Below are 23,042 nucleotides of genomic sequence, written 5' to 3'. Positions count from 1 at the left end.
ATATGAAAATTAGATTAGGCGACTTATTAGTCCAAAACAATTTAATTAACGATGAACAGTTGCAACAGGCCTTGTCCGAACAGCGTCAATCAGGTCGTAAACTCGGTGCCACATTGATTGCAATGAATTTGGTGACCGAAGACCAGTTATTATCACTACTGTCTACTCACTTAAATGTGCCCTTGATAAATATTGATGATTACCGTGTGGATCCTGAAGCGGTTAAATTACTGCCAGAAATACAAGCTCGACGTTATCGCGCATTGGTGCTTGATGATAAGGGTGAGAAGCTCTTAGTCGGCATGAGTGATCCGGGCGATATTAACGCTGTGGATGACCTTAGTAACCGCTTGCCGAAACCTATCGAAGTGGCGGTGGTCAGTGAAACTCAGCTGTTTGCGGCGTACGAAAACTTTTACCGTAAAACTGAAGAAATTGCCTCATTTGCTCAAGAGCTTGCAGAAGAATATGACGATTCTCAAGATTTTGAACTTGAAATGGGTGTGGACGGTGAACAAGACACAGCGGTTGCTAAATTATTGCACTCAATCTTCGAAGACGCGGTTATGGCAAAAGCCTCAGATATCCATATCGAACCTGAAGAGCGCCAATTGCGAATTCGTCAGCGAGTGGATGGCCAGTTGCAAGAAACGGTTATTCCAGAGCGTAATATCGCCGCGGCATTAGTACTTCGTTTAAAGCTGATGTCTGGCTTGGATATCTCAGAAAAAAGACTGCCACAAGACGGCAGAGCACAAATTAAAGTAAAAGGTCGCGCGATTGACGTGCGTGTCTCGACAATGCCAGTGCAAGCTGGTGAGTCTGTTGTTATGCGTTTGCTAGATCAATCACAAGGTATTTTAACCTTGGACCAAACGGGTATGCCGCCGGCTATTGTGAAGCGTTTCCGCAAGCTACTGGAGCGCCCACACGGCATGATTCTGGTAACCGGTCCAACTGGATCTGGTAAAACCACGACGCTTTATGGCTCACTCACAGAGTTGAATCGTCCACAATCAAAGATTATTACGGTTGAAGATCCGGTCGAATATCGTTTGCCTAGAATCAATCAGGTTCAGGTAAATCATAAAATTGATTTGAGCTTCTCACAGGTGCTCAGAACAACGCTCCGTCAAGACCCAGACATCATCATGGTTGGTGAGATGCGTGACAAAGAAACCGTAGAGATTGGTTTGCGCGGCGCGTTAACCGGTCACTTAGTATTATCAACACTTCACACCAACGACAGTATTAGTAGCGCAATTCGTCTCATCGATATGGGCGCACCTGGTTACTTGGTGGCAAGTTCTTTGCGAGCGATCATTGCTCAACGATTAGTTCGACGCATTTGTGAAAACTGTTGCGTAGATGAAGAGTTGAGTGATGAGGCGCGATTCTGGCTAAAAACCTTAAATGAAGATATTTCACAAGCCACTTTTAAGAAAGGTGCTGGTTGTCAAAAATGTAATCATTCTGGTTATCGTGGTCGAGTGGGTGTATTTGAGTTACTCGAAATGACTGAAGCCATGATGAACGCATTGAAAAATAACGATACCAGTGGTTTTTCGGTGGCAGCTCATGCGAGCCCAGATTATAAACCACTTGCTCATTCGGCCTTGCTTTATGCAATGCAGGGCATTACCAGTATTGACGAAGTATTGAAACTGGTTGAAATGGTCGGCGATGATTCACGAGATAAAGAAGTCGATACGAGTATAGAAAGCAATGTACCAGCGGCAATGGCGCCACAGGGCGTGCAAGCACCGTCGAAAGTAACTGGGAGCTTGCAAACCGGCTTCAGTGGCTCTGGCCTCTCCCTAGAGGATGACGACTAATGCCAGCTTTCGCATATAAGGGTAGAGAATCGGGTGGCAGTTTAGTAGATGGCACTATTGACGCGAGCGATGAGTCAACAGCAGCAAAAATCCTAATGAGTCGAAATATCATTCCAATTGATATTACCCAGAGCTTGAATGCGTCAGATAAGCGCAAAAGTGATGATGAGCTAGGACTTTTTGTACCGAAAGTGAGTATTGACGATTTAGTTATTTTTGCTCGTCAAATGTTTTCATTAACGAAAGCTGGGATCCCAATGATCCGCGCTGTTGCGGGCCTTTCGAATACGAACTCTAAGCGTATGCGCAAAGCCCTTATCAATGTGATTGAGCAATTAGAACGCGGTAGAAACCTTTCATCTGCTTTGGCTCAACACCCTAAAATCTTCAACCAATTATTTGTCAGTGTCGTACATGTCGGCGAAAACACCGGTCAGCTAGATGAAGCCTTCGCCCAGCTAGCCGAATACCTCCAACGTGAGCAAGAGACACGTAAACAAATCAAAGCAGCAACAAGATATCCGATATTTGTCGTGTTTGCTCTTGTGATTGCCTTAGTTGTCATGAACATTTTTGTCATCCCAGTATTTGCCGGTATGTTTGAGAAGTTCGATGCCGAATTACCTGCTATGACCTTGTTTTTAATAGGAATGTCTAACTTCTTTCTGCACCAGTGGTGGGTCCTTATTATCCTAATTAGCGTATGTGTTTTCATAACATCGCGTTATCTTGATACTAAACAGGGACGGTACAATTGGGATAAATTAAAGCTCGAGGTGCCTTTAGTGGGTTCCATTATAGAGCGCTCTTTATTAGGACGGTTCGCACGCAGCTTTGCAATGATGTTAAAAGCGGGTGTGCCGCTTACCACTGCACTGAATCTAGTCGCAGAAGCCGTAAGTAATAGTTATATGAGCAAAGCGGTCATTACGATGAGACAAAGCATCGAGAAGGGCGAAAGCTTGTCGAGAGTGGCGCAAAACAGTGGGCTTTTCACCCCTCTGGTAATGCAAATGGTCAACGTTGGTGAAGAAACCGGTCGCGTTGATGAATTATTGCAAGAAGTCGCGGAATATTATGAACGCGAAGTGGAATACGATTTGAAAAGTTTGACATCGAAGATTGAACCCATACTGATCGCAATAGTAGCGGCAATGGTGTTGGTCTTGGCGCTAGGTATATTTACGCCGATGTGGGACATGATGAGCGTTGTGCAGGGCAAATAATGGCGCAGTGTAACGATGGCCAGTAAGTTATATCAGTTCATTTGGGTGTTTCTTATTGTCATGATAGTTGGCGCTTTGCTGTATCGCAGCCTAATGACAGAAAACAATGAAGCTTGGGAACGCACGGGCTTTGAGAATTTAAAAGCGGGTGTGCAAGAGGGTTTAGCCCAGATGCATTGGCAGTGGCAGTACGAAGGTAGACCTAGCTCGATTACCTACGAAAGTAGTAATGCAGGACAAAGCGACCAAATCGAGATGAATCGAGAGGGTTGGCCAAAGTTAAATCGGTCTTTAGACGCTTGCCAAGGATTCTTGGCAATGTTCGCAGCGAAGAGTGCGGTTAACGTAGGTGGTTTGAGTGTCGAGGTTGACCTTCAAAAACAGTTAGAAGTACAAGTTGAGTTTATTGCTCAAGCAAAGGCTCAAGACTCTCAGAAAAGAGTCGATATATGTCGGTACAGCCGACCAGAACAAAAATTTGATTATTATTTGGGCACAGGAAACGTGTTTTGAATATGGTTAGCAACGAACACTTAGGAGACAACATGCAATCTGGTAATAACAAACAGCAACGCGGATTTACGCTTATCGAGTTAGTTATCGTCGTTGTGTTATTGGGCCTTCTTGGTGCTGTTGCTATTCCGCGCTTTTTAGATGTCCCAAGGGAAGCTGAAGACGCAACTGTTGAAGGTGTTGCCGGTGGTTTTGCTACTGGTGTTGGCCTGGTGAGAGCGCAGTGGGAAATTGAAGCGCGCCCTCAAGATAATAATGGTACGAATTTGAGTTCAGTGACTATTGAAGGGATCGCCGTTGGCGTGGACAGTGATACAGGTTATCCGACAGGCCAACTAAACAACGATGCGAGCACAGAAGACGACACAATGTCGCGTCTGGATTGTGAGAGCATCTTTAATTTGATTATGCAAAGTGCACCAACGATCACATCGACTTGGAGCACACAAGCTGTAGAAGATTTTCGTTACTTCACAAATGTGAATGAGAACGCTGGTTCGGGCGGCAATGACGTTTGTCATTACTACTTAACCCAAACCATAAAGAACAACGCTAGTGAGCCGCTTACCACGGGTGTAGGTAACGGCTTTGTTTATGACCCAAGGATAGGTCAAGTGATTGTGTTTAGTAATAACTAAGTGACTAGGTATTACTCGTATTTTTAACATTGTAAATTTAATAGAAACATCCACTTTGAGGGAATTATTATGAAAAACCAAATGACAAACCAAAAAGGCTTCACGCTTATCGAACTTATCATCGTGATCGTGATCCTTGGTATTCTTGCTGTTACTGCAGCTCCTCGTTTTATCGATCTTCAAACTGATGCTCGTGCTCAAACACTTGAAGGTGTTAAAGCTGCGCTTCAAGGTTCATCTCAGTTGGTTTATGCAAAAGCAGCCATCGCGGGTGTTCAAAGCAGTGCGACAGCGGTTAACGTAACAGTGAACGGTGCAGCCGTATCTACCGTTAATGGTTATCCAAACGCTGCAGTGATTACGTCTGCTGCAAACGTAGTTCCGTTCTTAGATTTAAGTACAGGTGACTTCGCAGTTATTAACGTAGATACAACTCTTGCTGCAGGTGAATTTATTATCGCTTTTGCAGGTGAGACAGCCACAAACAATTGTTATGTGCGATACGTCAACGCTGGGGCAAATGCTGCGCCTGGTATTACTACAGTCGCAACAGGCTGTTAATAGCTACTTGATTGTAGACGATAATGTTATGGCAACCTCTGGTTCCTAAACACCAAAAAGCTCAAGGAGGATTTACCCTTCTTGAGCTTATCGTCGTTATGATTATCTTAGGTGTACTGGCTGTTTATGCTATACCACGCTTTTCTGGCACCACGGGCTATGACGAATACGCTTTTCAAAACCGATTAGTGTCAGTCCTTCGCAATATGCAGATACGGGCAATGCAAGACTCTCGGCCCAGTTTTTGTCACCGAGTTAACTTCATCAACACCAGCACGCAAACCGCCTTTGGGCCATCTTCAGCATCCTTCGCTAGTGGCAATGAAGCAGCAACATGCACAACTACCATTGATTTTAATACCGATAGTTTCCTCAGAACCACCGCAACTGAAATACAGGATGCAAACGTATCTATGTCTGTCTTAGATGGCTCAGTTGCGATAGGCTTTATACAGTTTGACTCTTTTGGCGCACCGCAAACCACGTCTTCCAACTGCAGCAATGGGTGTACCGTCAGTTTCAGTGGTGAAGCCACTGCAAGAGTATGCATTGCTTCTGAAGGGTTCATCAATGCCTGTTAGAAAGCATCGAATATGCATCACAAAAACTGCTAACCAAGGTTTCACACTGATTGAGCTGATCGTAGGTATCGTGATTTTTGCGGTTGCGATGGTATCAGTGATTTCCTTTTTACAGCCTCAAGTTAAGCAGGGTATCGATCCAATATGGCAAGTCAGAGCGACTTCTTTAGGGCAATCCCTCAGCAATGAAATTCTAGCTAAATCATTTGATCAGAATTCGAATCAAGTGGGCGGCTTACAACGCTGCAACGAGGCGCTTGCATGCACTCGTAGCGGTAATTTAGGTCCTGAATCTGGCGAAACACGTAGCTTGTACAACGATGTTGATGACTACCATGGTTTGGACCTTAGCGATTTTAATATACTTAATTCTATTGAAGCAGGAAGCGCAGTGAATGGTGTGAGTATTTATGCTGGGTTTCGCGCTCAAGTAAGTGTTTTTTATGACCAAAATAGTGATGGCATCAATGATGACGACCTGGATCAGGATGGTAGTTTAGATTCAGGTACGCTCGTTGCGAATAAGAAACTAGTCACCATTACGATCACTACGCCAGGCGGAGACACAATCACCGTCGCCGGTGTTAAGGGGAATTTCTGATGAAATATTCTTCTTGCACATTATCACGATCAAAAGGTTTCACTTTGATTGAATTAGTAATGGTCCTTGTGGTGTTAGCTATTGTCTCGGTAGGCATCACACAGTTCATCCGCTCTTCTACTCAAATTTTTATTGATACAAGTGAACGCGAGCGTTTACTAAGAGATGGCAGTTTTGCCGTTGAACGTATTAATCGCGAGATTGCCAGCGCCATACCAAATTCAGTGCGTTTAGCCGGAAATTCAGGTGTACATTGTTTGCAGTTCGTGCCGAGCAAATGGAGTACTTTCTATTTGGAATTGCCTATTGAACCGACTTCCGATGTCACCATTTCAGTCACTGAAATGCATGATATTAATGGCAATATTTTTGTGCCAACGGCAAATAGCGACCTTGCGTTTGTTTACCCAACAAGTTCTGTGGATATCTATTCTGCTAGTAGCGCACAAAGACAAGTTATCAGCGCTTGTGCAGACGATGGTGATGGAAATTGCGCGACAGATGATGATAGTGATGGCGTCATCGAATTAACTGTCGTTGATGGTTTTGAGCAATCAAGTCCCGCTAAACGTTTATATGTGGGGAGTTCAACGATAAATTATTGTGTCAGAAATAACGCCTTGTATCGTCATGAGTCATCCATAAGCGAAACACAGCCAGTGTTTTCCAATGGTGGTGTGTTAATGGCTGAAAACATGGGGAATCAACTTTCGTCGAACCCGAACGTACCAAATGCCAATGATCTCAATCCGTTCAGGATTGTCGACGCATCACTGCGCAGAAATGCGTATACCCAAACACAGTTTATCTTTGTGCGAGACGGCGAAAGTATGACATTCACACAGGAGATACATATTCCTAATGTGCCATAAATCGGATGATACGCGCTTCATTGCGCATAGTTTTGACGGCCTTGATAAGACAAGTGCTCTGCCGAGTCGACAAACTGCTGGCTCCCGAAAACAACGCGGCAGCATGATCGTAATGGCGTTGTTTGCAATTATTGTGTTAGCACTGTTAGCTGGCGTCTTAGTGAATATGTTGAGCACATCGTCCAATACGCTGTTGTATGAAGTATATGGTGTGCGTGCGAAAAATGCCGCACAAGCAGGTATACAAGAACTCGCACTCGCTTCATTTCCATTATCCAGTGGACCGCAGATATGTAATCAAGTGATCTCGAGCCCTGCATCATTTTCGTCAATCAATGGCTTCCAAGCCTGCCAATTTACTGCAAGATGTTCCACAAGTGATATCAACTTCAATGGTGAAGACTTCCGGCTGTATCGATATTCGAGCACTGGTACTTGTGGCTTTGATGATATTGTTGTCAGCAGAACTGTTTCTGTTGACGCAATGCAAGAGAATTAAATTATGAAGTACCGTCATTTACGCTTCGGACTCCCACTTTTTGCGAGTGTGTGTTTCCTATTTTTATCCTCCAGTGCGTTTGCAGCAAAATTGGCAGAGTATCGCTTTGATGAATCTGTATATAACGGCACTGCAGGTGAAGTGATTGATAGTCATGGTAACTTTCATGGAAGGGCGGTGAATGCTCAGCCAACAGAAGGAAAAATTTGTACTGCGGTGGATTTGTCGGCGAGTGGTATTTCAGATTACGTTATCTTGGATCCAGCGACTTTTGACAATCGAGATGATTTCACCGTTTCTTTATGGGTGAAAACGACAAAAACAGGTAACCAAAGTTTGCTATCTGGCGCTGCGACGGGTCAAGATAATGAAATGCTGATGTGGTTTCCTAGTCATACTAGTTTCCAACCGTACCTTAAGGGGGGGACCTTAAATACCATAAGCGTGACTTCATTTGCTGACAACAATTGGCATCATTTATTATGGACACGTACCAACGACCAAAACTGTCTCTATCGAGATAGTGTCTTTCAAGGTTGTACCACACTCACAACAGACTCAGTCACTGTTGAAAGCTTACTTTTGGGTCAAGAGCAAGACTCCGTCGGAGGAAGTCTAGTTTCATCGCAGGCTGTTGAAGGCTTAATCGACGAGTTAGTGATTTATGACAACGCCTTAACTCAAAGCGAAATAAACACTTTATATAATAACCAAAATGCAGGCTTGAATGATGATGGCTCTTCACGCACCTGTCCTCTACCCGAACCCATCGCCGAGTTTAGATTTGAAGACCTAAGCTGGAATAATGTTGCTGGCGAGGTTACAGACAGCAGTGGAAATGGGAATGACGGTAGGGCGCTACGCGGGTCAACATTGGCCGAAACTTCTCCTGCGCTGACGGGCAACCCTGGTACCTGTGGATATGCTTTTCAAAACGACGGTTCTATTCAAGTGACAGGTCTCCCCGTAGATACTTCAACTATAGGGGCAAAAACAACCGTCACATTCTGGATGAATTGGGATGGAACAAATAATGTTATGCCGATAGGTTGGAACTTCCATGACATTTGGATGACCAGTGGACTCATGGGTTTTAATACTTGGAATAATGACTTAAGAGGAATATCAACCAGTGGCTTTGCAAACACTTGGAGACACGTGGCTGTGGAGTTCACCAACGGAAGTGTAGATAGCAATAAAATTTTCATTGATGGCATTGAGCAGAGCTTGACACAATACAATAACGCTAATACCAGCAGGGCTTATGTCAATTCCGAGCTTCGAATAGGTGGCGTATCTAATAGTACGCAGTACGATTTTCATGGCTCTATCGATGAGGTCAGAGTCTACAACGGCGCGCTCACTAGCGCTCAAATTCAAACTATTATGGCCGAACGTCATCCGTGTACTGTTGAAGAGGCGGTACTTGAATATCGTTTCGATGAATTTTCTTGGAATGGCACTAGTGGCGAAGTTATCGACCGTGCTCCAAATGCCATTGACGGTGTGGCCGTGGGCGATGCAGATACGATATTTGATGGCCAAGTTTGCGGCGCAGGGACGTTTGATGGTACCGGTGATTATGTTGATGTAACTGGCTTTGACACCTATTTAAGAGATACCGCAAGTGTTGCGTATTGGTTTAAAACTACTCAAACAGGGAGCAACACAGCTTGGGTTGCGCCAGGTATCCTAGGTTTAGAAGTTGCGGGTAACGGCGATGATATTTTCTGGGGGTATCTTGATGCCTCCGGACACCTGAGAATGCAAAAGGGCAATGGCTCATCTACGCGCTCAGATTCGCCCGTAAATGATGGTAATTGGCAGCATGTTGTCATGACCTGGAATGCTGATTCAGGCGCGACTCAAATGTTTATTAATGGGGTGTTAGAAGATACTGCGAATTCCGAATCGGGTATCGTGACCAGCTCATTTTCCAGTATTGGTCGAATTGATGGCAGTAATAGCGCATTGAACTTTATTGGTGAAGTGGATGAGGTGCTCGCCTTTGATTCGATTCTGTCAGCCACAGATGTAAATGACATATATACCAATCAACTCAACGGTCGAAACTACGACGGCACTGAACGAGAATGTAAAGTTCCTCTGGCTGAATATCGTTTGGAAGAAAGTTCTTGGACCGGGGCGGCAGCTGAAGTTGAAGATCAATTGGGTAACTTTGATGCGCAAGCAATCAATGGGGCTTTCACTGCTACTGACACACCTGCGATAGTGGGTAATCCTGGTACTTGTGGTTTTGGCGAGTTCGACGGTAGCAATGACTATATTGCTCTGCCCAACAGTTTCCCTAATCTAACGGATAGTTTTACGGTGACAGCTTGGATCAATCCAAGCAATTTGAGCGCAGGCTCTCGCATTTTTATTGATGATGAACAGGATAATGGTCAAACGCGTGGTTATGGTTTCAGTTTAGGGGACCCCGGCAGTGGCCGTTTACGGTTCTATTCACGAAACGTTAGCCCGATTTCTGTAGATACTCCTGCTGTAATATCTGCCGATACATGGAGCTTTGTCACCATCGTGCATGATGCTGCGAATAAAACCAGACAGATATACGTAAATGGGGTGGCTCAAAGCTTAAATGGTGGTAGTTCAATTAGCACTTACACTGGTTCATGGGGAGAGGATGATGGCCCTGCAACCATTGGTGGCGAAACCGACTCAGGTGAAACCAACAGTCGATTTACCGGTAAAATTGATGAAGTGAGAGTGTATACCGGCGCGTTGACGCAGACTGAAATTGCTTCTGTCTATGCTGAAACTCATGCGTGTGCCATCCCGGTGGTTCATCACTATGAAATTAGTCATGACGGACAAGGATTAACCTGCGATGCGGAAACAGTGACGATTAGAGCCTGCGCGGATGCAAGTTGTTCATCACTGAGTGCCCAAGCGACTTCTTTAAACGTTCTAGCTGACGGTGCCATAGTGGCTACCCCCACTTTTGTTGGTAGTACCACAATCAGTTTTAATAACACCGACGTTGAAACAGTCACGATGTCGATAAGCAGCCCATCAATTGCTGCGAGCAATCCTACTGTATGTGATGATGGTTCTGGAAGTTCGTGCGATATCGTGTTTGCAGATGCTGGATTTAGATTTTTATCGGGCACTTCAAATAGCACAATCATACCAAATCAAACATCTGGTATTGTGTTTGGTGAAGCATTGAAAGTGCAAGCGGTAGAAAACACGGATGGTGTGTGTACTGGCATTTTTAGTGGCAATCGTACGATTGAACTGGCCCAAGAAAACGTGAATCCTGGTGGGACATCTGGTTTAAGCTTCAATGTAGATGGCAGCCCAATCGCTAAACATAGCGGATCCACGAGTGTTACCTTGAACTTTGATTCAGATAGCATTGCGACAATTCCAAACCCAGCCTATTTAGATGCTGGCCAAATTCGTCTGCGTGCAAATTACAGTGTGGGCGGGGTTAATCTCAGCGGAAGCAGCAATGCGTTTTGGGTGAGTCCTGCAAACTTCGTTATTAGTGCAGAATCTGGCGGTAATGCTTTAAATGGTGCAAGTGCATCAGCGTCGACAACGCATCCTGCTGGCGATAACTTCGACTTTGTAGTAAGCGCCTACAATGGTGCATCGACACCTCAGATTACGCAAAACTACTCGCCGGGACAGCTCCAATTGCGTTTGAGCCGCACGGGTCCAACTTTGTCTGTTAGTGAAAACGGCAGGCTAAACTATTCTGCCAGTGGCTCTGTCATTAGCAGCGTGGGTGCAAGCTTTGAAAATGTTAACCTGACGAATTTTGTTTCAGGTGTGTCCTCTTTCAATGGGGCTCGTTATTCTGAGGTCGGCCTGATAAACGTCGATATACAGGATAATAATTATGGTAATGAAGGTATTATTGTGCCAGCAAACGCCATTGATATCGGTCGATTTGTACCAGCTTACTTCACTCAAACTGTGGTTGATAATGGAAGCTTAGTGGCAAATTATGCCTCAGGGACCGATTTTACAGCCTACATTGGTCAAATGGATGAGTTAGACGCTACGAAAGGTGCAATTTCGTACCTTTCCAAACCTACTTATGCCATCACTGCCTATAATCGCCAGGGTGAAATTACTCGAAATTATTACCAAGATAGTGAAGGTAGTGTTAATGATTTTATGAATCTGACTAGTGCGAATATCAGTGTCACAGTGCCCACTGCAGACGAAGCTGCGCTTGGTGTGGACTCTACAGCGTTGGCAGTAAATGCGACTATGAATGCCGGGACGCTAAGTCAAAACGATTTAACCGTGTTACCGACCGTCACGGCCTTACCAAAAGGTGTTTTGCACTATCAACTTGCCGATACTGATCACTTTGTCTACCCGCGAAGTGCCAATTCGCTGGTCGCACCCTTCACATCAGATATTGATTTTGCCGTATCCGCTATTACAGATGGCGACGGTGTCAGCGCTACAAGTGTAAGTGCAGCCTCGCCCACAGGTGTTGAATTGCGTTTCGGGCGAATGAATATTGAAAATAGCTTTGGACCGGAAACATCCGACTTCCCTCAACAGATGAAAATTGAATACTTTGATGGTGATACGTTTATTGTCAGTACAAGTGATAGCTTAAGTAGCTTCGATCCTGCTCGTATTGTGTTGAGCAATATCAGTTTAGACCCCGCTCTGAGTGACGTTTTAGGAAGTTCAGGCACCTTTATTGGTGGTAAAGCACAATCCATTCTATTGGAAGCTACGGGCGCTGGAAACCAAGGCGAAATTGGTGTGACCTATGAGGCCCTCGATTGGTTTACCTATGACTGGGATTCTGATGGTAATTTTGGCGACGATCCTAGTGCCGTTGCAACCTTTGGGATCTACCGTGGAAATGACCGCACAATTCACTGGCGAGAAGTGTTCAACGACTAATTTTATTATGCATTGCTTGCCCTTATGACAAGGCGTTGGTAAAGTTACAGGATTATTCCTATAATCCTGTGATAAGTGGGCGCGAGTGTTTATAAAAACACCTTTTGTAGCCGCAAATAACAACAAAAATAACCTAAAGGCATTCCATGTTTAAAAAGCTTAGAGGTATGTTCTCAAACGACCTTTCGATCGACTTGGGAACAGCGAATACGCTGATCTATGTAAAAGATCAAGGCATTGTTCTAAACGAACCCTCTGTTGTGGCGATACGCCAAGAGCGAGCTGGCGGCCCAAAAAGCGTCGCCGCGGTTGGTCATGAAGCAAAACAAATGTTGGGTCGAACACCGGGTAACATTAAGGCTATTCGTCCAATGAAAGATGGCGTTATTGCCGACTTTTACGTCACTGAAAAAATGTTACAACACTTCATTAAGCAGGTGCATGATAATAACTTCTTGCGTCCAAGCCCAAGAGTTTTAGTCTGTGTGCCTTGTGGTTCTACTCAGGTTGAACGCCGTGCTATCCGTGAATCAGCTTTGGGTGCCGGTGCGCGTGAAGTATATTTGATTGATGAGCCTATGGCGGCAGCGATTGGTTCTGGTTTACCGGTATCCGAAGCAACCGGCTCGATGGTTGTTGATATCGGTGGTGGTACAACGGAAGTTGCTATCATTTCCTTGAATGGGGTTGTTTACTCATCTTCAGTGCGCATTGGTGGTGATAAATTTGATGAAGCGATCATCAATTATATTCGACGTAACTTTGGTTCACTCATTGGTGAAGCGACCGCTGAACGTATTAAGCATGAAATTGGTGCAGCCTACCCGGGCGAAGAAGTCAAAGAGATTGAAGTGCGTGGCCGAAATTTAGCCGAAGGTGTGCCTCGTGGTTTCAATCTTAACAGCAACGAAATTTTAGAAGCCCTGCAAGAACCTTTATCAGGTATTGTGAGTGCGGTGATGGTTGCTCTCGAACAATCCCCACCTGAACTTGCATCGGATATTTCTGAGCGAGGAATGGTACTCACAGGCGGTGGTGCATTACTCAAAGACTTAGATCGCTTACTAATGGAAGAAACCGGTATTCCTGTGGTAATCGCTGATGATCCACTGACTTGTGTGGCTCGTGGTGGCGGTAAGGCTTTCGATATGATTGATTTACATGGTGGCGACCTATTTAGCTACGAATAGCCTCAACGAGTAGTCTATTTTCTATCATGAATGAAGTTTTCGCCAGAGGCCCAAGCCTCCCAGTTAGATTAGCCATCGTTCTAGTGTTTTCACTGGCTGCGATGCTTATCGATACTAAGGTTGAAAACTTCGCCACTGCACGTACTTATCTGAACTCAATGGTCAGTCCTTTGCAATATATCGCCAATTTACCTGGCGCTATGATGAGTTGGAGTGCTGACCGTTTCAAATCAAGACAAAAGCTCCTAAACGATAACGAAGACTTAACTTATCAAATCACTTTGATGAGTGAGCAGTTGCAGCGCTTCAAGATTTTAGAGCAAGAAAACAATAACCTTCGCAAGCTACTTGACGCTCCTGTGCGTGACAATATGCATAAAATGATCACCGAGCTAATGGCGGTCGATACAAACCCTTATAGTCATCAAATTGTGGTTAACAAGGGGGCAATTGACGGCGTGTTTCTGAACCAACCTGTACTTGACGACAATGGTATTGTGGGCCAAGTGTCAGAGGTTGGCACAACCAACAGTCGTATTTTATTAATCTCGGATGTTACTCACGCAATTCCGGTGCGCATTGAACGCAATAACGTGCGCTTTATTGCGATTGGTGATGGCAGTCTGGATGCGATAAATCTACAACACGTTCCCCACAGTGCTGATCTTCTCGTAGGTGACGTATTGGTCTCTTCTGGTTTAGGCGATGTCTTCCCTGAGGGTTATCCGGTCGGTATTATTACGTCCATCATTCGAGACGAAGGCCGCCCATTCGCACAAGTCCAGGCGACGCCCTTAGCGCAATTAGACCGTTTAAAATATCTTTTACTCTTATGGCCAGCGGATATGGCGCCAGATGGTGCTATTGCGCCAGGTGATGAGCGTTTTGAACAATTAAAATCCGGTATGACTGACAGCGACACTTCTGAGCAACAAGATCTGGAACAGGAGAATGCGCGATGAAGGGGAAGCAGTTTTTAATCCCTGCAAGCATTATTGTTGCCTTCATTTTGCAAATTATGCCGATGCCGGTGGCTATTGATTTATACCGTCCTGATTGGCTTCTTTTAATTCTGTGTTATTGGAGTATGGCCTTACCTAATAGGGTTGGTGTTGGCGTGGCTGCAATTTGCGGTATCGTGATTGATATTTTATATGGCACTGCGCTTGGCGTACATAGCTTTGCGATGGCAATCCCTGTTTACCTAGTTGCTGCAAATTATCAACGATTCCGAAACTACAGTGTAGTACAGCAAGCGGTCATGATTTTTGTGCTTGCGACGTTGTACCACATGCTGGTTTATTGGCTGCAATATTGGCTTACAGGTATTCAATTTCGATTTGAGTTGCTATGGCCTGTCGTCACTTCTGTATTTATTTGGCCTTGGCTTTTCTGGTTGCTTAGACGGTATCGCAGATTACTAAGAGTGACCTAAGATGTCTCTTTGTCGGGTTATTTTGGCCTCCGCGTCGCCGCGACGTAAAGAGCTTCTGCAACATCTCATTCCTCACTTTGACATCATCAGCGCAGATGTCGATGAAACGCCGCTAGCGGACGAGAGTCCAGAGCGCTTAGTCGCACGCTTAGCTGAAGCAAAAGCCACTAAAGTAGCCACTCATCATCCCGATAAATTAGTTATCGGTGCAGATACCATCGTGACATTTGGTGATCAAATATTTGGCAAACCTGAAAATCAAAATGATAGTATAAGAATGTTGTCTATGCTGTCTTCTCAAACCCATCAAGTGATCACAGCAGTGGCATTTCGTTATCAAAATAAATCTTTTGTAGAGCAAGTGAAAACTCAAGTCACTTTTGCCTGTCTTAATGAACAAGACATGCGCAATTATTGGCAGAGTGGAGAGCCACAAGACAAAGCGGGAAGCTATGCTATACAGGGGATTGGTGGCCAGTTTGTCAAAAGCATTAAAGGTAGTCATAGCAATGTTGTTGGACTGCCTCTCTACGAAACCAAAGTTATGCTGAACAAAATCGGGTACTTGAACTAGGAAATCACATATGAGCGCAGAGTTGCTAATCAATGTTACGCCGTCTGAATCACGGGTTGCGCTGATAGAAAACGGTATCTTACAAGAAATTCATATCGAACGGCACACCAAGAAAGGCCTCGTTGGCAATATCTATCGTGGCAAAGTCAGCCGAGTATTACCTGGTATGCAAGCCGCCTTTGTTGATATTGGTTTAGATAAAGCGGCTTTTTTACATGCTTCCGACATTGCTATGCATGACGAACTAGTAGATGACGTTAGCGATACGCCTATTGAGAAAAAAGACATTCGTGAATTGGTCCGTGATGGTCAGGATATCGTCGTGCAAGTGGTGAAAGACCCCTTAGGTACAAAAGGCGCCCGCCTTACCACTGACATCACTTTGCCATCAAGATACCTGGTATTTATGCCTAGCGTGACTCATGTCGGTATTTCACAACGTATAGAAGATGAAGCAGAACGTGATCGTTTAAAAGGGCTAGTAGGTGGACATTGCGATGATCAAGGTGGCTTTATTGTGCGCACAGCGGCAGAAGGCGTCTCAGAAAATGAATTGAAGCAAGACGCTGCATTCCTTAGACGGCTTTGGGCTAAGATCCAATCGCGTATGACCAAGAAGATGTCTCATGTGTTGTATGAAGACTTGCCGCTTGCGCGCAGAGTATTGCGTGACTTTGTTGGTACTGAGCTTGATCGTATTCGCATTGATTCAAAACTGTCATACACAGAATTACAAGAGTTCACTAAGGACTACGTCCCTGAGCTGAGCGAAAAACTAGAGTACTATAAAGGTGAGCGTCCAATATTTGATCTCTACGATGTAGAAAATGAATCCCAGCGAGCGCTCGAGCGTCGTGTCGACCTAAAGTCTGGGGGCTATCTAATTATTGACCAGACCGAAGCAATGACGACAATTGACATCAACACGGGTGCATTTGTTGGTCATCGAAACCTTGAAGAAACCATTTTCAATACGAACATTGAAGCGACCGTCGCCATTGCACGTCAACTGCGTTTGCGCAACTTAGGTGGCATGGTCCTAATTGACTTTATAGATATGATTGAACCTGACCACAAAAGACGTGTCTTACATAGTCTAGAAGTGGCAATGAGCAAAGATCGTGCGAAGTCGAACATTCACGGCTTTACGGCACTCGGCTTAATTGAAATGACACGCAAGCGCACACGCGAAAGCCTAGAACACATTTTGTGTGGTGAATGTCCCGCATGTAAAGGTCGTGGGAGTATTAAAACCGTTGAAACCATCTGTTTTGAAATAATGCGTGAAATAGTGCGTGTGAATAGGGCGTATGATGCTGATAAATTCGTCGTCTACGCTTCTCAAATTGTAGCTGAAGCGCTTATGGGTGAAGAATCTCATATGTTGGCCGAATTGGAAGTATTCGTGTCAAAACAAATCAAAGTACAAACGGAGTTGTTGTATCATCAAGACAAATTTGATGTGGTAATGATGTGAACAAATTTTCCAGCGTAGCAACCTATTTAGTCCGAAAGTTATGGACAGTAGTGGCTATCAGTTTAGTGGTTTTCGCTTTACTGATGAGCTTGTTACGCTATTCCCTGCCCTTACTGAATGACAAAAAGCATTTATTCGAAGAGTTTGCGCAAACTGAATATGGTGTAGCGCTGCAGATAGAGTCTATATCGGCTTCTTGGCAAGGTATCGGGCCGGCCATTGTGCTGAACGAGGTCAGCCTTGAACAAAATGAAAAGTCCCCCCTTTCCCTGAATATCGAAAATATTTATATTGAAATAGATTTTTGGGATTCATTACTCACTGGCCAAATCTCCTCTAAAAACTTCAGCCTAGATGGCTTGCTATTAGACCTAGACTTACAAAGAATACAAGACGACAGTAGCACTGACTTTCCTATTATGGACGCACTTGAAGGCTTATTCCTAGAGCAGCTACAAACCTTTTCGTTGGTGAATAGCGTGGTCAGTATTAGCGGTGAAAATAACCGACAGTCTTTCAATATTCAAAACCTTTCATGGCTGAACAAAGGTGAGCGTCACCAAGGTTCAGGCTTAATGAAAGTATCTGAACTTGCTAATAACTCTGCCGTATTTGTGATTGATTTAGTGGGCAATGCGAATAACTTTGATGGCACTATTTACGCGAAAGCCGATGAGCTCGATTTATCACCCTGGGTAAATGAGTTTTCCGCACTGGAAAGTGAGCTTTTAGAGGGGCGCGCCAACTTTGAATTCTGGGCGGATATTAATCGTCGTAAAATCACGAAGGTATATGGAAAGATAAAACCAACCCGCTTTATTTGGAAACAAGAGTCTGTAGACCTGAGCAGTGGTATCGATTCGGGAATATTTGTGGCCCAGCCGAAAGGTGGTCGCTGGCTGTTCAATATAAAAGAACTCAAACTTTCAGTGTACGACCAAGTATTAAGTACAGATTGGAAAGGCTCTCTGTCGAAAAGTGGTGAGTTGCAAATTCAAAGCGCCAGCGCATTCCCAATCAAACCTTTGCTACCCTTAACCGGGCTGTTTAGTAGTGAGCTCAATAGACAATTGCGCGATATGGACCTTTCAGCACGCTTAGATAAATTAGCCATTCAAAAACGACCTAATGGCATATCAGCATGGGCTGAAATTAATCAATTAGCTTGGCAACAAAATAAAAACGTCCCCGGCATGTCCGACCTTGCAATGACCTTCGCTTGGCAAAAAAATGTGGGCGCAGTGACGCTCGAGGGTAAGGATGTGAATGTTGCAGTGGGGGAAGTCTTTGACGATGATCTTGTGGTCGACAATCTGTTACTTCCTCTGCAATTTTACCAAGATGATGATGCGTGGCATCTGGGTGCTAAAGGCTTTGACATTGAGCTGCCAGAAACGTCAATGGGTGGCAGTTTTGAGTACAACTTTAGCAATCAAGTGCTGAATTCTGTGAGCACGGTAAAAGCCTTAGATGTATCACAAATCCAGCGCTTTTTGCCAAATGAGCCGCTTTTAGGAAAGGAAGTTAAGTCCTTCTTGAGCCGAGCATTCTATGCTGAAGGTCAGGTGGAAGAGGCGCGCATCTTGTGGAGTGGCCGCTTTGCTGACTACCCGTTCACAAATAATGAAGGTGTGTTTCAAGCACAAGTAGATATCCGAGACGCAGATTTTTTATTTGACAGAAGCTGGCCATCGATTACAAATTTAGATTTAGACCTGCATTTTGAAAATTTGGGTTTAACAATGAAGAGCAAAGAAGCCAAGTTGGGCGAAATCGACGTGCGTGATATCAATGCATACATCCCACTTCTGACCAAAGGCGCCGATTTGATTATTGAAGCGGTAGGTGTTGGCAATGGCTATGGGATTTCACAGGTTTTTGCGCAGAGCAGTTTACAAGATGGGCTTGGTCGTACACTGAGCAAAGACGTGTTAGTGAGTAACGAAATAGAAGCACAGCTGTCAATTTACGTTCCCCTAGATGATACAAAAAGTACTTCGGCGAGTGGAATCGTCACCCTAAACGATAATTTTGTGCAAATCCCAAGTTTGCAATTAGCTTTAGAAAACACCAAAGGTCGACTCATTTTTGACAATGACAAAATTTGGATTAATAGGCTGAAAGCAGAACTTTTAGGCCAGAGTATCGCTGTTGATTTTAAGGGCGAGCAAGCTAACGATGAGTATGTATTAGATATTGATGTTTTGGGAGAGAACTGGGACGTCAGCCCCTTAGTTCCTTATATTAGTGAAGAGCTAGGAAGCTACCTGAGCGGTGAGAGTAGTTGGCAGTCGAGTATTGATGTGGCTTTGGGGAAAGACGCATATGAATATACAGCAACGGTATTTTCTCAGCTAGATAGCATAGACTCTGTGTTACCAGCCCCTTTTGATAAACAGTCGAGTGAATCCAAGCGCTTATCGGCTGATATCAGCGGCAACAAACAAGCATCAAATATTAAAGTGACTTTAGGCGATGAAGTCACGTTTGATGGTATTTTACCGCATAAAGAAATGCAGTTTAGCCGTGCGCATTTGGCCATAGGTGCAAGCGATTTTGTTGGGCGAGGTGTTGGTTTTAGCATCAGTGCGAACCTGCCAGAAATACAACTCTCTACTTGGTATCAGAGCATCGCGGCACTGCTAGCTGGAGTGCCCAGCGGTGATGAATCTGAAGACGCAAAGAAGGCTTTATTTGAAGCTCCGCAGCGTATTTTTATCGAAACAGATAACTTGGTAGTTGCAGGCCAAAGTCTATCGGATGTGGATGCAACTGTGAAAACAATCAATAAAGATTGGATTATTGATTTGGTATCCGACCAAGCCAAGGCACAAATCACCTTTCATCAGCGCTGGGTCGAAGAGGGTATTGAAATCAATGCTGATTTTGTACGATTCAACGACTGGCTCGCTCAAGAACAAGATTTAGGCCCTGAAATTGAACCTCAGTCTTTACCTCGGATCCGTTTGAAATGCGCAGATTGTGAAGTGTTTGGTAATGACTTAGGAGCTATTAGTTTTGAAAGTTTTCCGAATGACGATGGTTTGCGTTTTGAGAGCTTCAGCCTAGAAGGCCCCAATGGCAAGATTCGCGCTAGTGGACAATGGTACAAGCGCAACGGTGACCACTATACATTCATTAATGGCGATATGAATAGCAGTGATTTTGGCGCATTCTTGAAAGACTTCCAATTTGATTCAGGTATCAAGGACAGTGAAGCCAGGATGAATTTCACAGCCACTTGGAAGTCGTCACCTTTTGATTTTTCTTTCGAATATCTTGATGGCGAAATCGATTGGCAGTTAAGCGATGGTTATATCACCGAACTGAGTGATAAAGGCTCCCGTATCTTTACTTTGTTAAGCTTAGACTCACTAGTCAGGAAGCTCAGCCTCGATTTTCGTGACGTCTTTGCCAAAGGTTTCTTCTATGATGAAATGCAAGGGACAGTGCAAATAACTGAGGGTAAGGCAGATACTCGCGATACAAGAATCGATGGTGGTGCGGGCGAGATGGAAATTTATGGCTACACAGATTTAGTATCCAAAGAGCTAAACTACAACGTCAGTTTTACACCTAACGTCACGGGGAATTTACCGGTATTGGTATACTTTATGGTAAACCCGCCAACAGCGCTCGCTGCACTTGCCTTGGACCAAATGCTGACATCAGCTAAGGTTATTTCAAATGTGAATTACAGCGTGACCGGCACCATCGCTGACCCCATTATGATAGAGACGGGGCGGGAAAGTACCGAGGTTGAATTACCGGCACGCCGAGATGCCCTGCCTGAAGAAATTGATGAATTCATTCCACCGAGCCCGGAAGATACCTTGATGATGGAGGTGAATGATGGATGACCTTATTGCGATTCAGATCACGTCTGGTCCCAATATTAATGCTAATTTGGATGCTATAGAAACTGAGTTAGTAAAGCTAGACCATGACTCCGCACTGGTCGTTCTGCCTGAGTGCTTTGCCTGCTTTGGCGCCGGTGATAAGGTGCTGATGTCGATAGCCGAAGAGATCGATAATGGACATATCCAAACGCGTATTGCGGCACTGGCAAAACAATATAACAAATGGATTGTAGCCGGCACCATTCCTGTCAAAGCGCAGCAAGGTGAAGTAGGTTACGGGGAAGATCGCTTTTACGCCGCTAGCCTTGTGTATGATAATCAAGGACATCGCGTCAGGCGCTATGACAAAATCCATATGTTTGATGTTAGCGTAAATGATAACACCAACGAATATCGTGAGTCGGCGAGCACACTGCCAGGCCAGCATGTTGTCTTTTTTGAAAGTCCATGGGGCAGGGTTGGGCAAATTGTATGTTATGACTTACGTTTTCCGGAGCTTGTTCAGCGAATGGGGCAAATCGACGTTTTAGTGGTTCCAAGCGCTTTTACCTTGAAAACAGGAGAGGCTCATTGGCATGCATTACTCGCTGCTCGCAGTATTGAAAATCAATGTTATGTGATAGCGGCTAATCAGACTGGCGTGCACAGTAATGGCAGAGAGACCTATGGTAACAGCTGTATCTATTCTCCTTGGGGAGAGCTACTGGCCAATTTACCTGAAAATCAAGGAAAGGTTGGTGCTCGATACCAGCATGACTTACTATCTAGTATTCGGCAGTCAATGCCCATTCAAACACACAAAACACATAGGACAGCATTTTGAGTCATTCAGTTGAAGAAAATTTATTAGGCGCGTCGGGTATCGATAGAGCGCAGTTAACTGGTCTACTCGATGGTATCTTGTCCCATCAAACTAATTTTGCTGATTTGTATTTCCAATCCTCCCAGCATGAAAGTTGGGTTTTAGAAGACGGCATCATTAAAGATGGCAGCTATAACATTGAGCGTGGCGTTGGTGTTAGAGCTATTTCCGGTGAGAAAACCGGTTTCGCCTACTCCGATGAAATTTCGTTTGCTGCGTTAAATGACGCATGTAAAGCGTCTCGAGGCATCGCGCCAAGCGGTGGCACACTGAAAATTCCTCAATTTGAAGGGTTAAGCAATACACCGCTTTATACCGCTCAAAACCCTTTATTGGCAATGCCAGATAACGAAAAGATAAGTCTATTGAAAGCCGTGGATACTTATATTCGAAAGCAAGCTCCACATGCAAGCCAAGTCGTCGTTAGCCTCAGTGGTGTATATGAAGAAGTCTTGATTGCAGCGAGTGATGGGACCTTTTCTCAAGATATTCGCCCATTGATTCGATTGAACTGTTCAGTGCTTTTAGAAAAAGACGGTAAGCGCGAACGCGGAAGTGCTGGGGCTGGAGGTCGACGAACTTACGACTACTTCCACACTAGCTTGGCAGATAATAAACCTCTATTTGAACAGTTGGCAGATGATGCTATCCATATGGCTGAAGTCAACTTAGCTGCAGTGCCAGCACCAGCTGGGCTGATGCCTGTTGTGTTGGGTAGCGGTTGGCCAGGCGTGCTATTGCACGAAGCGGTTGGTCATGGGCTCGAAGGGGATTTCAATCGCAAAGGTGCATCTACATTTAGTGGAAGAATAGGTCAGCAAGTTGCCGCAAAAGGCGTGACTGTCATTGACGATGGTACCTTAGCGGATCGTCGTGGATCATTATCGGTTGACGATGAAGGTGTAAAGACTCAACAGAATGTGCTTATTGAAGACGGCATTTTAAAAGGGTATATGCAAGATAAACACAACGCTTCTCTAATGGGCGTGGCGCCTACAGGAAACGGTCGTAGAGAGAGTTATGCTCATTTACCTATGCCAAGGATGACAAATACCTACATGCTAGGTGGCGAATTTGCGCCTGAAGAAATTATTCAGTCTGTCGAAAAGGGTATTTATGCACCTAATTTTGGTGGTGGGCAAGTTGATATTACCTCAGGCAAATTTGTATTTTCTACATCAGAAGCTTACTTAATTGAAAATGGTAAAGTAACAACGCCAATTAAGGGGGCTACATTAATTGGCAATGGCCCTGAAGTGATGCAAAAAGTATCCATGATTGGAAACGACTTGTCCTTGGATATGGGCATTGGCGTTTGTGGTAAGGATGGTCAATCTGTTCCGGTTGGTGTTGGCCAGCCTACACTGAAAGTAGACGAACTGACAGTTGGTGGAACAGCTTAAGCTGCCTTTT

At 44.6% G+C, this 23,042-nt stretch carries 18 protein-coding genes; all 18 read left to right on the top strand.

Annotated features, from left to right (window positions below; translation table 11 throughout):
• The first annotated feature begins 2 nt into the window (after nucleotides 1–2).
• The 18 genes from RM556_RS05550 (at nucleotide 3) to tldD (ending at nucleotide 23,032) form a co-directional block, all read left to right on the top strand.
• Nucleotides 3–1,835, top strand: a complete 1,833-nt coding sequence (locus tag RM556_RS05550) for an ATPase, T2SS/T4P/T4SS family (RefSeq protein ID WP_311361013.1) — start codon at nucleotides 3–5, stop codon at nucleotides 1,833–1,835.
• On the top strand, nucleotides 1,835–3,061 hold the full coding sequence (locus tag RM556_RS05545) for a type II secretion system F family protein (protein WP_311361014.1): 1,227 nt from the start codon (nucleotides 1,835–1,837) through the stop codon (nucleotides 3,059–3,061). The genes RM556_RS05550 and RM556_RS05545 overlap by 1 nt, the downstream gene beginning before the upstream one ends.
• 15 nt (nucleotides 3,062–3,076) lie before the next feature.
• On the top strand, nucleotides 3,077–3,574 hold the full coding sequence (locus RM556_RS05540) for a hypothetical protein (protein WP_311361015.1): 498 nt from the start codon (nucleotides 3,077–3,079) through the stop codon (nucleotides 3,572–3,574).
• Nucleotides 3,575–3,606: 32 nt separating this feature from the next.
• The gene (locus RM556_RS05535; RefSeq protein WP_311361016.1) at nucleotides 3,607–4,212 is read left to right on the top strand and encodes a prepilin-type N-terminal cleavage/methylation domain-containing protein; all 606 of its coding nucleotides are present in this window, start codon (nucleotides 3,607–3,609) and stop codon (nucleotides 4,210–4,212) included.
• A 69-nt stretch (nucleotides 4,213–4,281) separates the two neighbouring features.
• Nucleotides 4,282–4,773 carry a prepilin-type N-terminal cleavage/methylation domain-containing protein gene (locus RM556_RS05530; protein WP_311361017.1) on the top strand — a complete coding sequence of 164 codons (492 nt, stop codon included), beginning with the start codon at nucleotides 4,282–4,284 and terminating at the stop codon, nucleotides 4,771–4,773.
• Between the two features lie 23 nt (nucleotides 4,774–4,796).
• Nucleotides 4,797–5,354, top strand: coding sequence for a type II secretion system protein (locus RM556_RS05525; protein WP_311374094.1), 558 nt, complete (start codon nucleotides 4,797–4,799; stop codon nucleotides 5,352–5,354).
• On the top strand, nucleotides 5,344–5,955 hold the full coding sequence (locus RM556_RS05520; RefSeq protein WP_311374093.1) for a prepilin-type N-terminal cleavage/methylation domain-containing protein: 612 nt from the start codon (nucleotides 5,344–5,346) through the stop codon (nucleotides 5,953–5,955). The genes RM556_RS05525 and RM556_RS05520 overlap by 11 nt, the downstream gene beginning before the upstream one ends.
• Nucleotides 5,955–6,827: a type II secretion system protein gene (locus RM556_RS05515; protein WP_311361020.1), complete on the top strand. Its 873-nt coding sequence runs from the start codon at nucleotides 5,955–5,957 to the stop codon at nucleotides 6,825–6,827. Before RM556_RS05520 ends, RM556_RS05515 begins: the two co-directional genes overlap by 1 nt.
• Nucleotides 6,817–7,326 (top strand): type II secretory pathway component, encoded by a 510-nt coding sequence (locus RM556_RS05510; protein WP_311361021.1) that lies wholly within the window; start codon nucleotides 6,817–6,819, stop codon nucleotides 7,324–7,326. The genes RM556_RS05515 and RM556_RS05510 overlap by 11 nt, the downstream gene beginning before the upstream one ends.
• A 3-nt stretch (nucleotides 7,327–7,329) precedes the next feature.
• A complete protein-coding gene (locus RM556_RS05505) occupies nucleotides 7,330–12,231 on the top strand; it encodes a DUF6701 domain-containing protein (RefSeq protein WP_311374092.1) in 4,902 nt (1,633 codons plus the stop codon).
• 146 nt (nucleotides 12,232–12,377) lie between these two features.
• The gene (locus RM556_RS05500; RefSeq protein ID WP_311361023.1) at nucleotides 12,378–13,421 is read left to right on the top strand and encodes a rod shape-determining protein; all 1,044 of its coding nucleotides are present in this window, start codon (nucleotides 12,378–12,380) and stop codon (nucleotides 13,419–13,421) included.
• Between the two features lie 26 nt (nucleotides 13,422–13,447).
• A complete protein-coding gene (gene mreC / locus RM556_RS05495) occupies nucleotides 13,448–14,383 on the top strand; it encodes a rod shape-determining protein MreC (protein WP_311374090.1) in 936 nt (311 codons plus the stop codon).
• Nucleotides 14,380–14,856, top strand: coding sequence for a rod shape-determining protein MreD (gene mreD / locus RM556_RS05490; protein ID WP_311361025.1), 477 nt, complete (start codon nucleotides 14,380–14,382; stop codon nucleotides 14,854–14,856). The genes mreC and mreD overlap by 4 nt, the downstream gene beginning before the upstream one ends.
• 1 nt (nucleotide 14,857) lies before the next feature.
• Nucleotides 14,858–15,430: a Maf family protein gene (locus tag RM556_RS05485; protein WP_311361026.1), complete on the top strand. Its 573-nt coding sequence runs from the start codon at nucleotides 14,858–14,860 to the stop codon at nucleotides 15,428–15,430.
• Between the two features lie 10 nt (nucleotides 15,431–15,440).
• Nucleotides 15,441–16,907 (top strand): ribonuclease G, encoded by a 1,467-nt coding sequence (gene rng / locus RM556_RS05480; protein ID WP_311361027.1) that lies wholly within the window; start codon nucleotides 15,441–15,443, stop codon nucleotides 16,905–16,907.
• A complete protein-coding gene (locus RM556_RS05475) occupies nucleotides 16,904–20,767 on the top strand; it encodes a YhdP family protein (protein ID WP_311361028.1) in 3,864 nt (1,287 codons plus the stop codon). The genes rng and RM556_RS05475 overlap by 4 nt, the downstream gene beginning before the upstream one ends.
• Entirely contained in the window at nucleotides 20,760–21,590 is an 831-nt protein-coding gene (locus RM556_RS05470; protein WP_409220063.1) for a carbon-nitrogen hydrolase family protein, read from the top strand. Before RM556_RS05475 ends, RM556_RS05470 begins: the two co-directional genes overlap by 8 nt.
• A complete protein-coding gene (gene tldD, locus RM556_RS05465; protein ID WP_311374088.1) occupies nucleotides 21,587–23,032 on the top strand; it encodes a metalloprotease TldD in 1,446 nt (481 codons plus the stop codon). The genes RM556_RS05470 and tldD overlap by 4 nt, the downstream gene beginning before the upstream one ends.
• Nucleotides 23,033–23,042: the final 10 nt, after the last annotated feature.

The organism is Alteromonas sp. W364, assembly GCF_031846205.1.
Taxonomy (GTDB): Bacteria; Pseudomonadota; Gammaproteobacteria; order Enterobacterales; family Alteromonadaceae; genus Glaciecola; species Glaciecola blandensis.
The sequence above is the reverse complement of the archived record's forward strand: the minus strand, read 5'-3'. Positions and strand labels throughout refer to the sequence as shown.

Bases quoted from the DNA above. Each gene is read 5' to 3' on its own strand.
- RM556_RS05550 (WP_311361013.1), top strand. From the start codon at position 3: ATGAAAATTAGATTAGGCGACTTATTAGTCCAAAACAATTTAATTAAC.
- RM556_RS05545 (WP_311361014.1), top strand. From the start codon at position 1,835: ATGCCAGCTTTCGCATATAAGGGTAGAGAATCGGGTGGCAGTTTAGTA.
- RM556_RS05540 (WP_311361015.1), top strand. From the start codon at position 3,077: ATGGCCAGTAAGTTATATCAGTTCATTTGGGTGTTTCTTATTGTCATG.
- RM556_RS05535 (WP_311361016.1), top strand. From the start codon at position 3,607: ATGCAATCTGGTAATAACAAACAGCAACGCGGATTTACGCTTATCGAG.
- RM556_RS05530 (WP_311361017.1), top strand. From the start codon at position 4,282: ATGAAAAACCAAATGACAAACCAAAAAGGCTTCACGCTTATCGAACTT.
- RM556_RS05525 (WP_311374094.1), top strand. From the start codon at position 4,797: ATGTTATGGCAACCTCTGGTTCCTAAACACCAAAAAGCTCAAGGAGGA.
- RM556_RS05520 (WP_311374093.1), top strand. From the start codon at position 5,344: ATGCCTGTTAGAAAGCATCGAATATGCATCACAAAAACTGCTAACCAA.
- RM556_RS05515 (WP_311361020.1), top strand. From the start codon at position 5,955: ATGAAATATTCTTCTTGCACATTATCACGATCAAAAGGTTTCACTTTG.
- RM556_RS05510 (WP_311361021.1), top strand. From the start codon at position 6,817: ATGTGCCATAAATCGGATGATACGCGCTTCATTGCGCATAGTTTTGAC.
- RM556_RS05505 (WP_311374092.1), top strand. From the start codon at position 7,330: ATGAAGTACCGTCATTTACGCTTCGGACTCCCACTTTTTGCGAGTGTG.
- RM556_RS05500 (WP_311361023.1), top strand. From the start codon at position 12,378: ATGTTTAAAAAGCTTAGAGGTATGTTCTCAAACGACCTTTCGATCGAC.
- mreC (WP_311374090.1), top strand. From the start codon at position 13,448: ATGAATGAAGTTTTCGCCAGAGGCCCAAGCCTCCCAGTTAGATTAGCC.
- mreD (WP_311361025.1), top strand. From the start codon at position 14,380: ATGAAGGGGAAGCAGTTTTTAATCCCTGCAAGCATTATTGTTGCCTTC.
- RM556_RS05485 (WP_311361026.1), top strand. From the start codon at position 14,858: ATGTCTCTTTGTCGGGTTATTTTGGCCTCCGCGTCGCCGCGACGTAAA.
- rng (WP_311361027.1), top strand. From the start codon at position 15,441: ATGAGCGCAGAGTTGCTAATCAATGTTACGCCGTCTGAATCACGGGTT.
- RM556_RS05470 (WP_409220063.1), top strand. From the start codon at position 20,760: ATGGATGACCTTATTGCGATTCAGATCACGTCTGGTCCCAATATTAAT.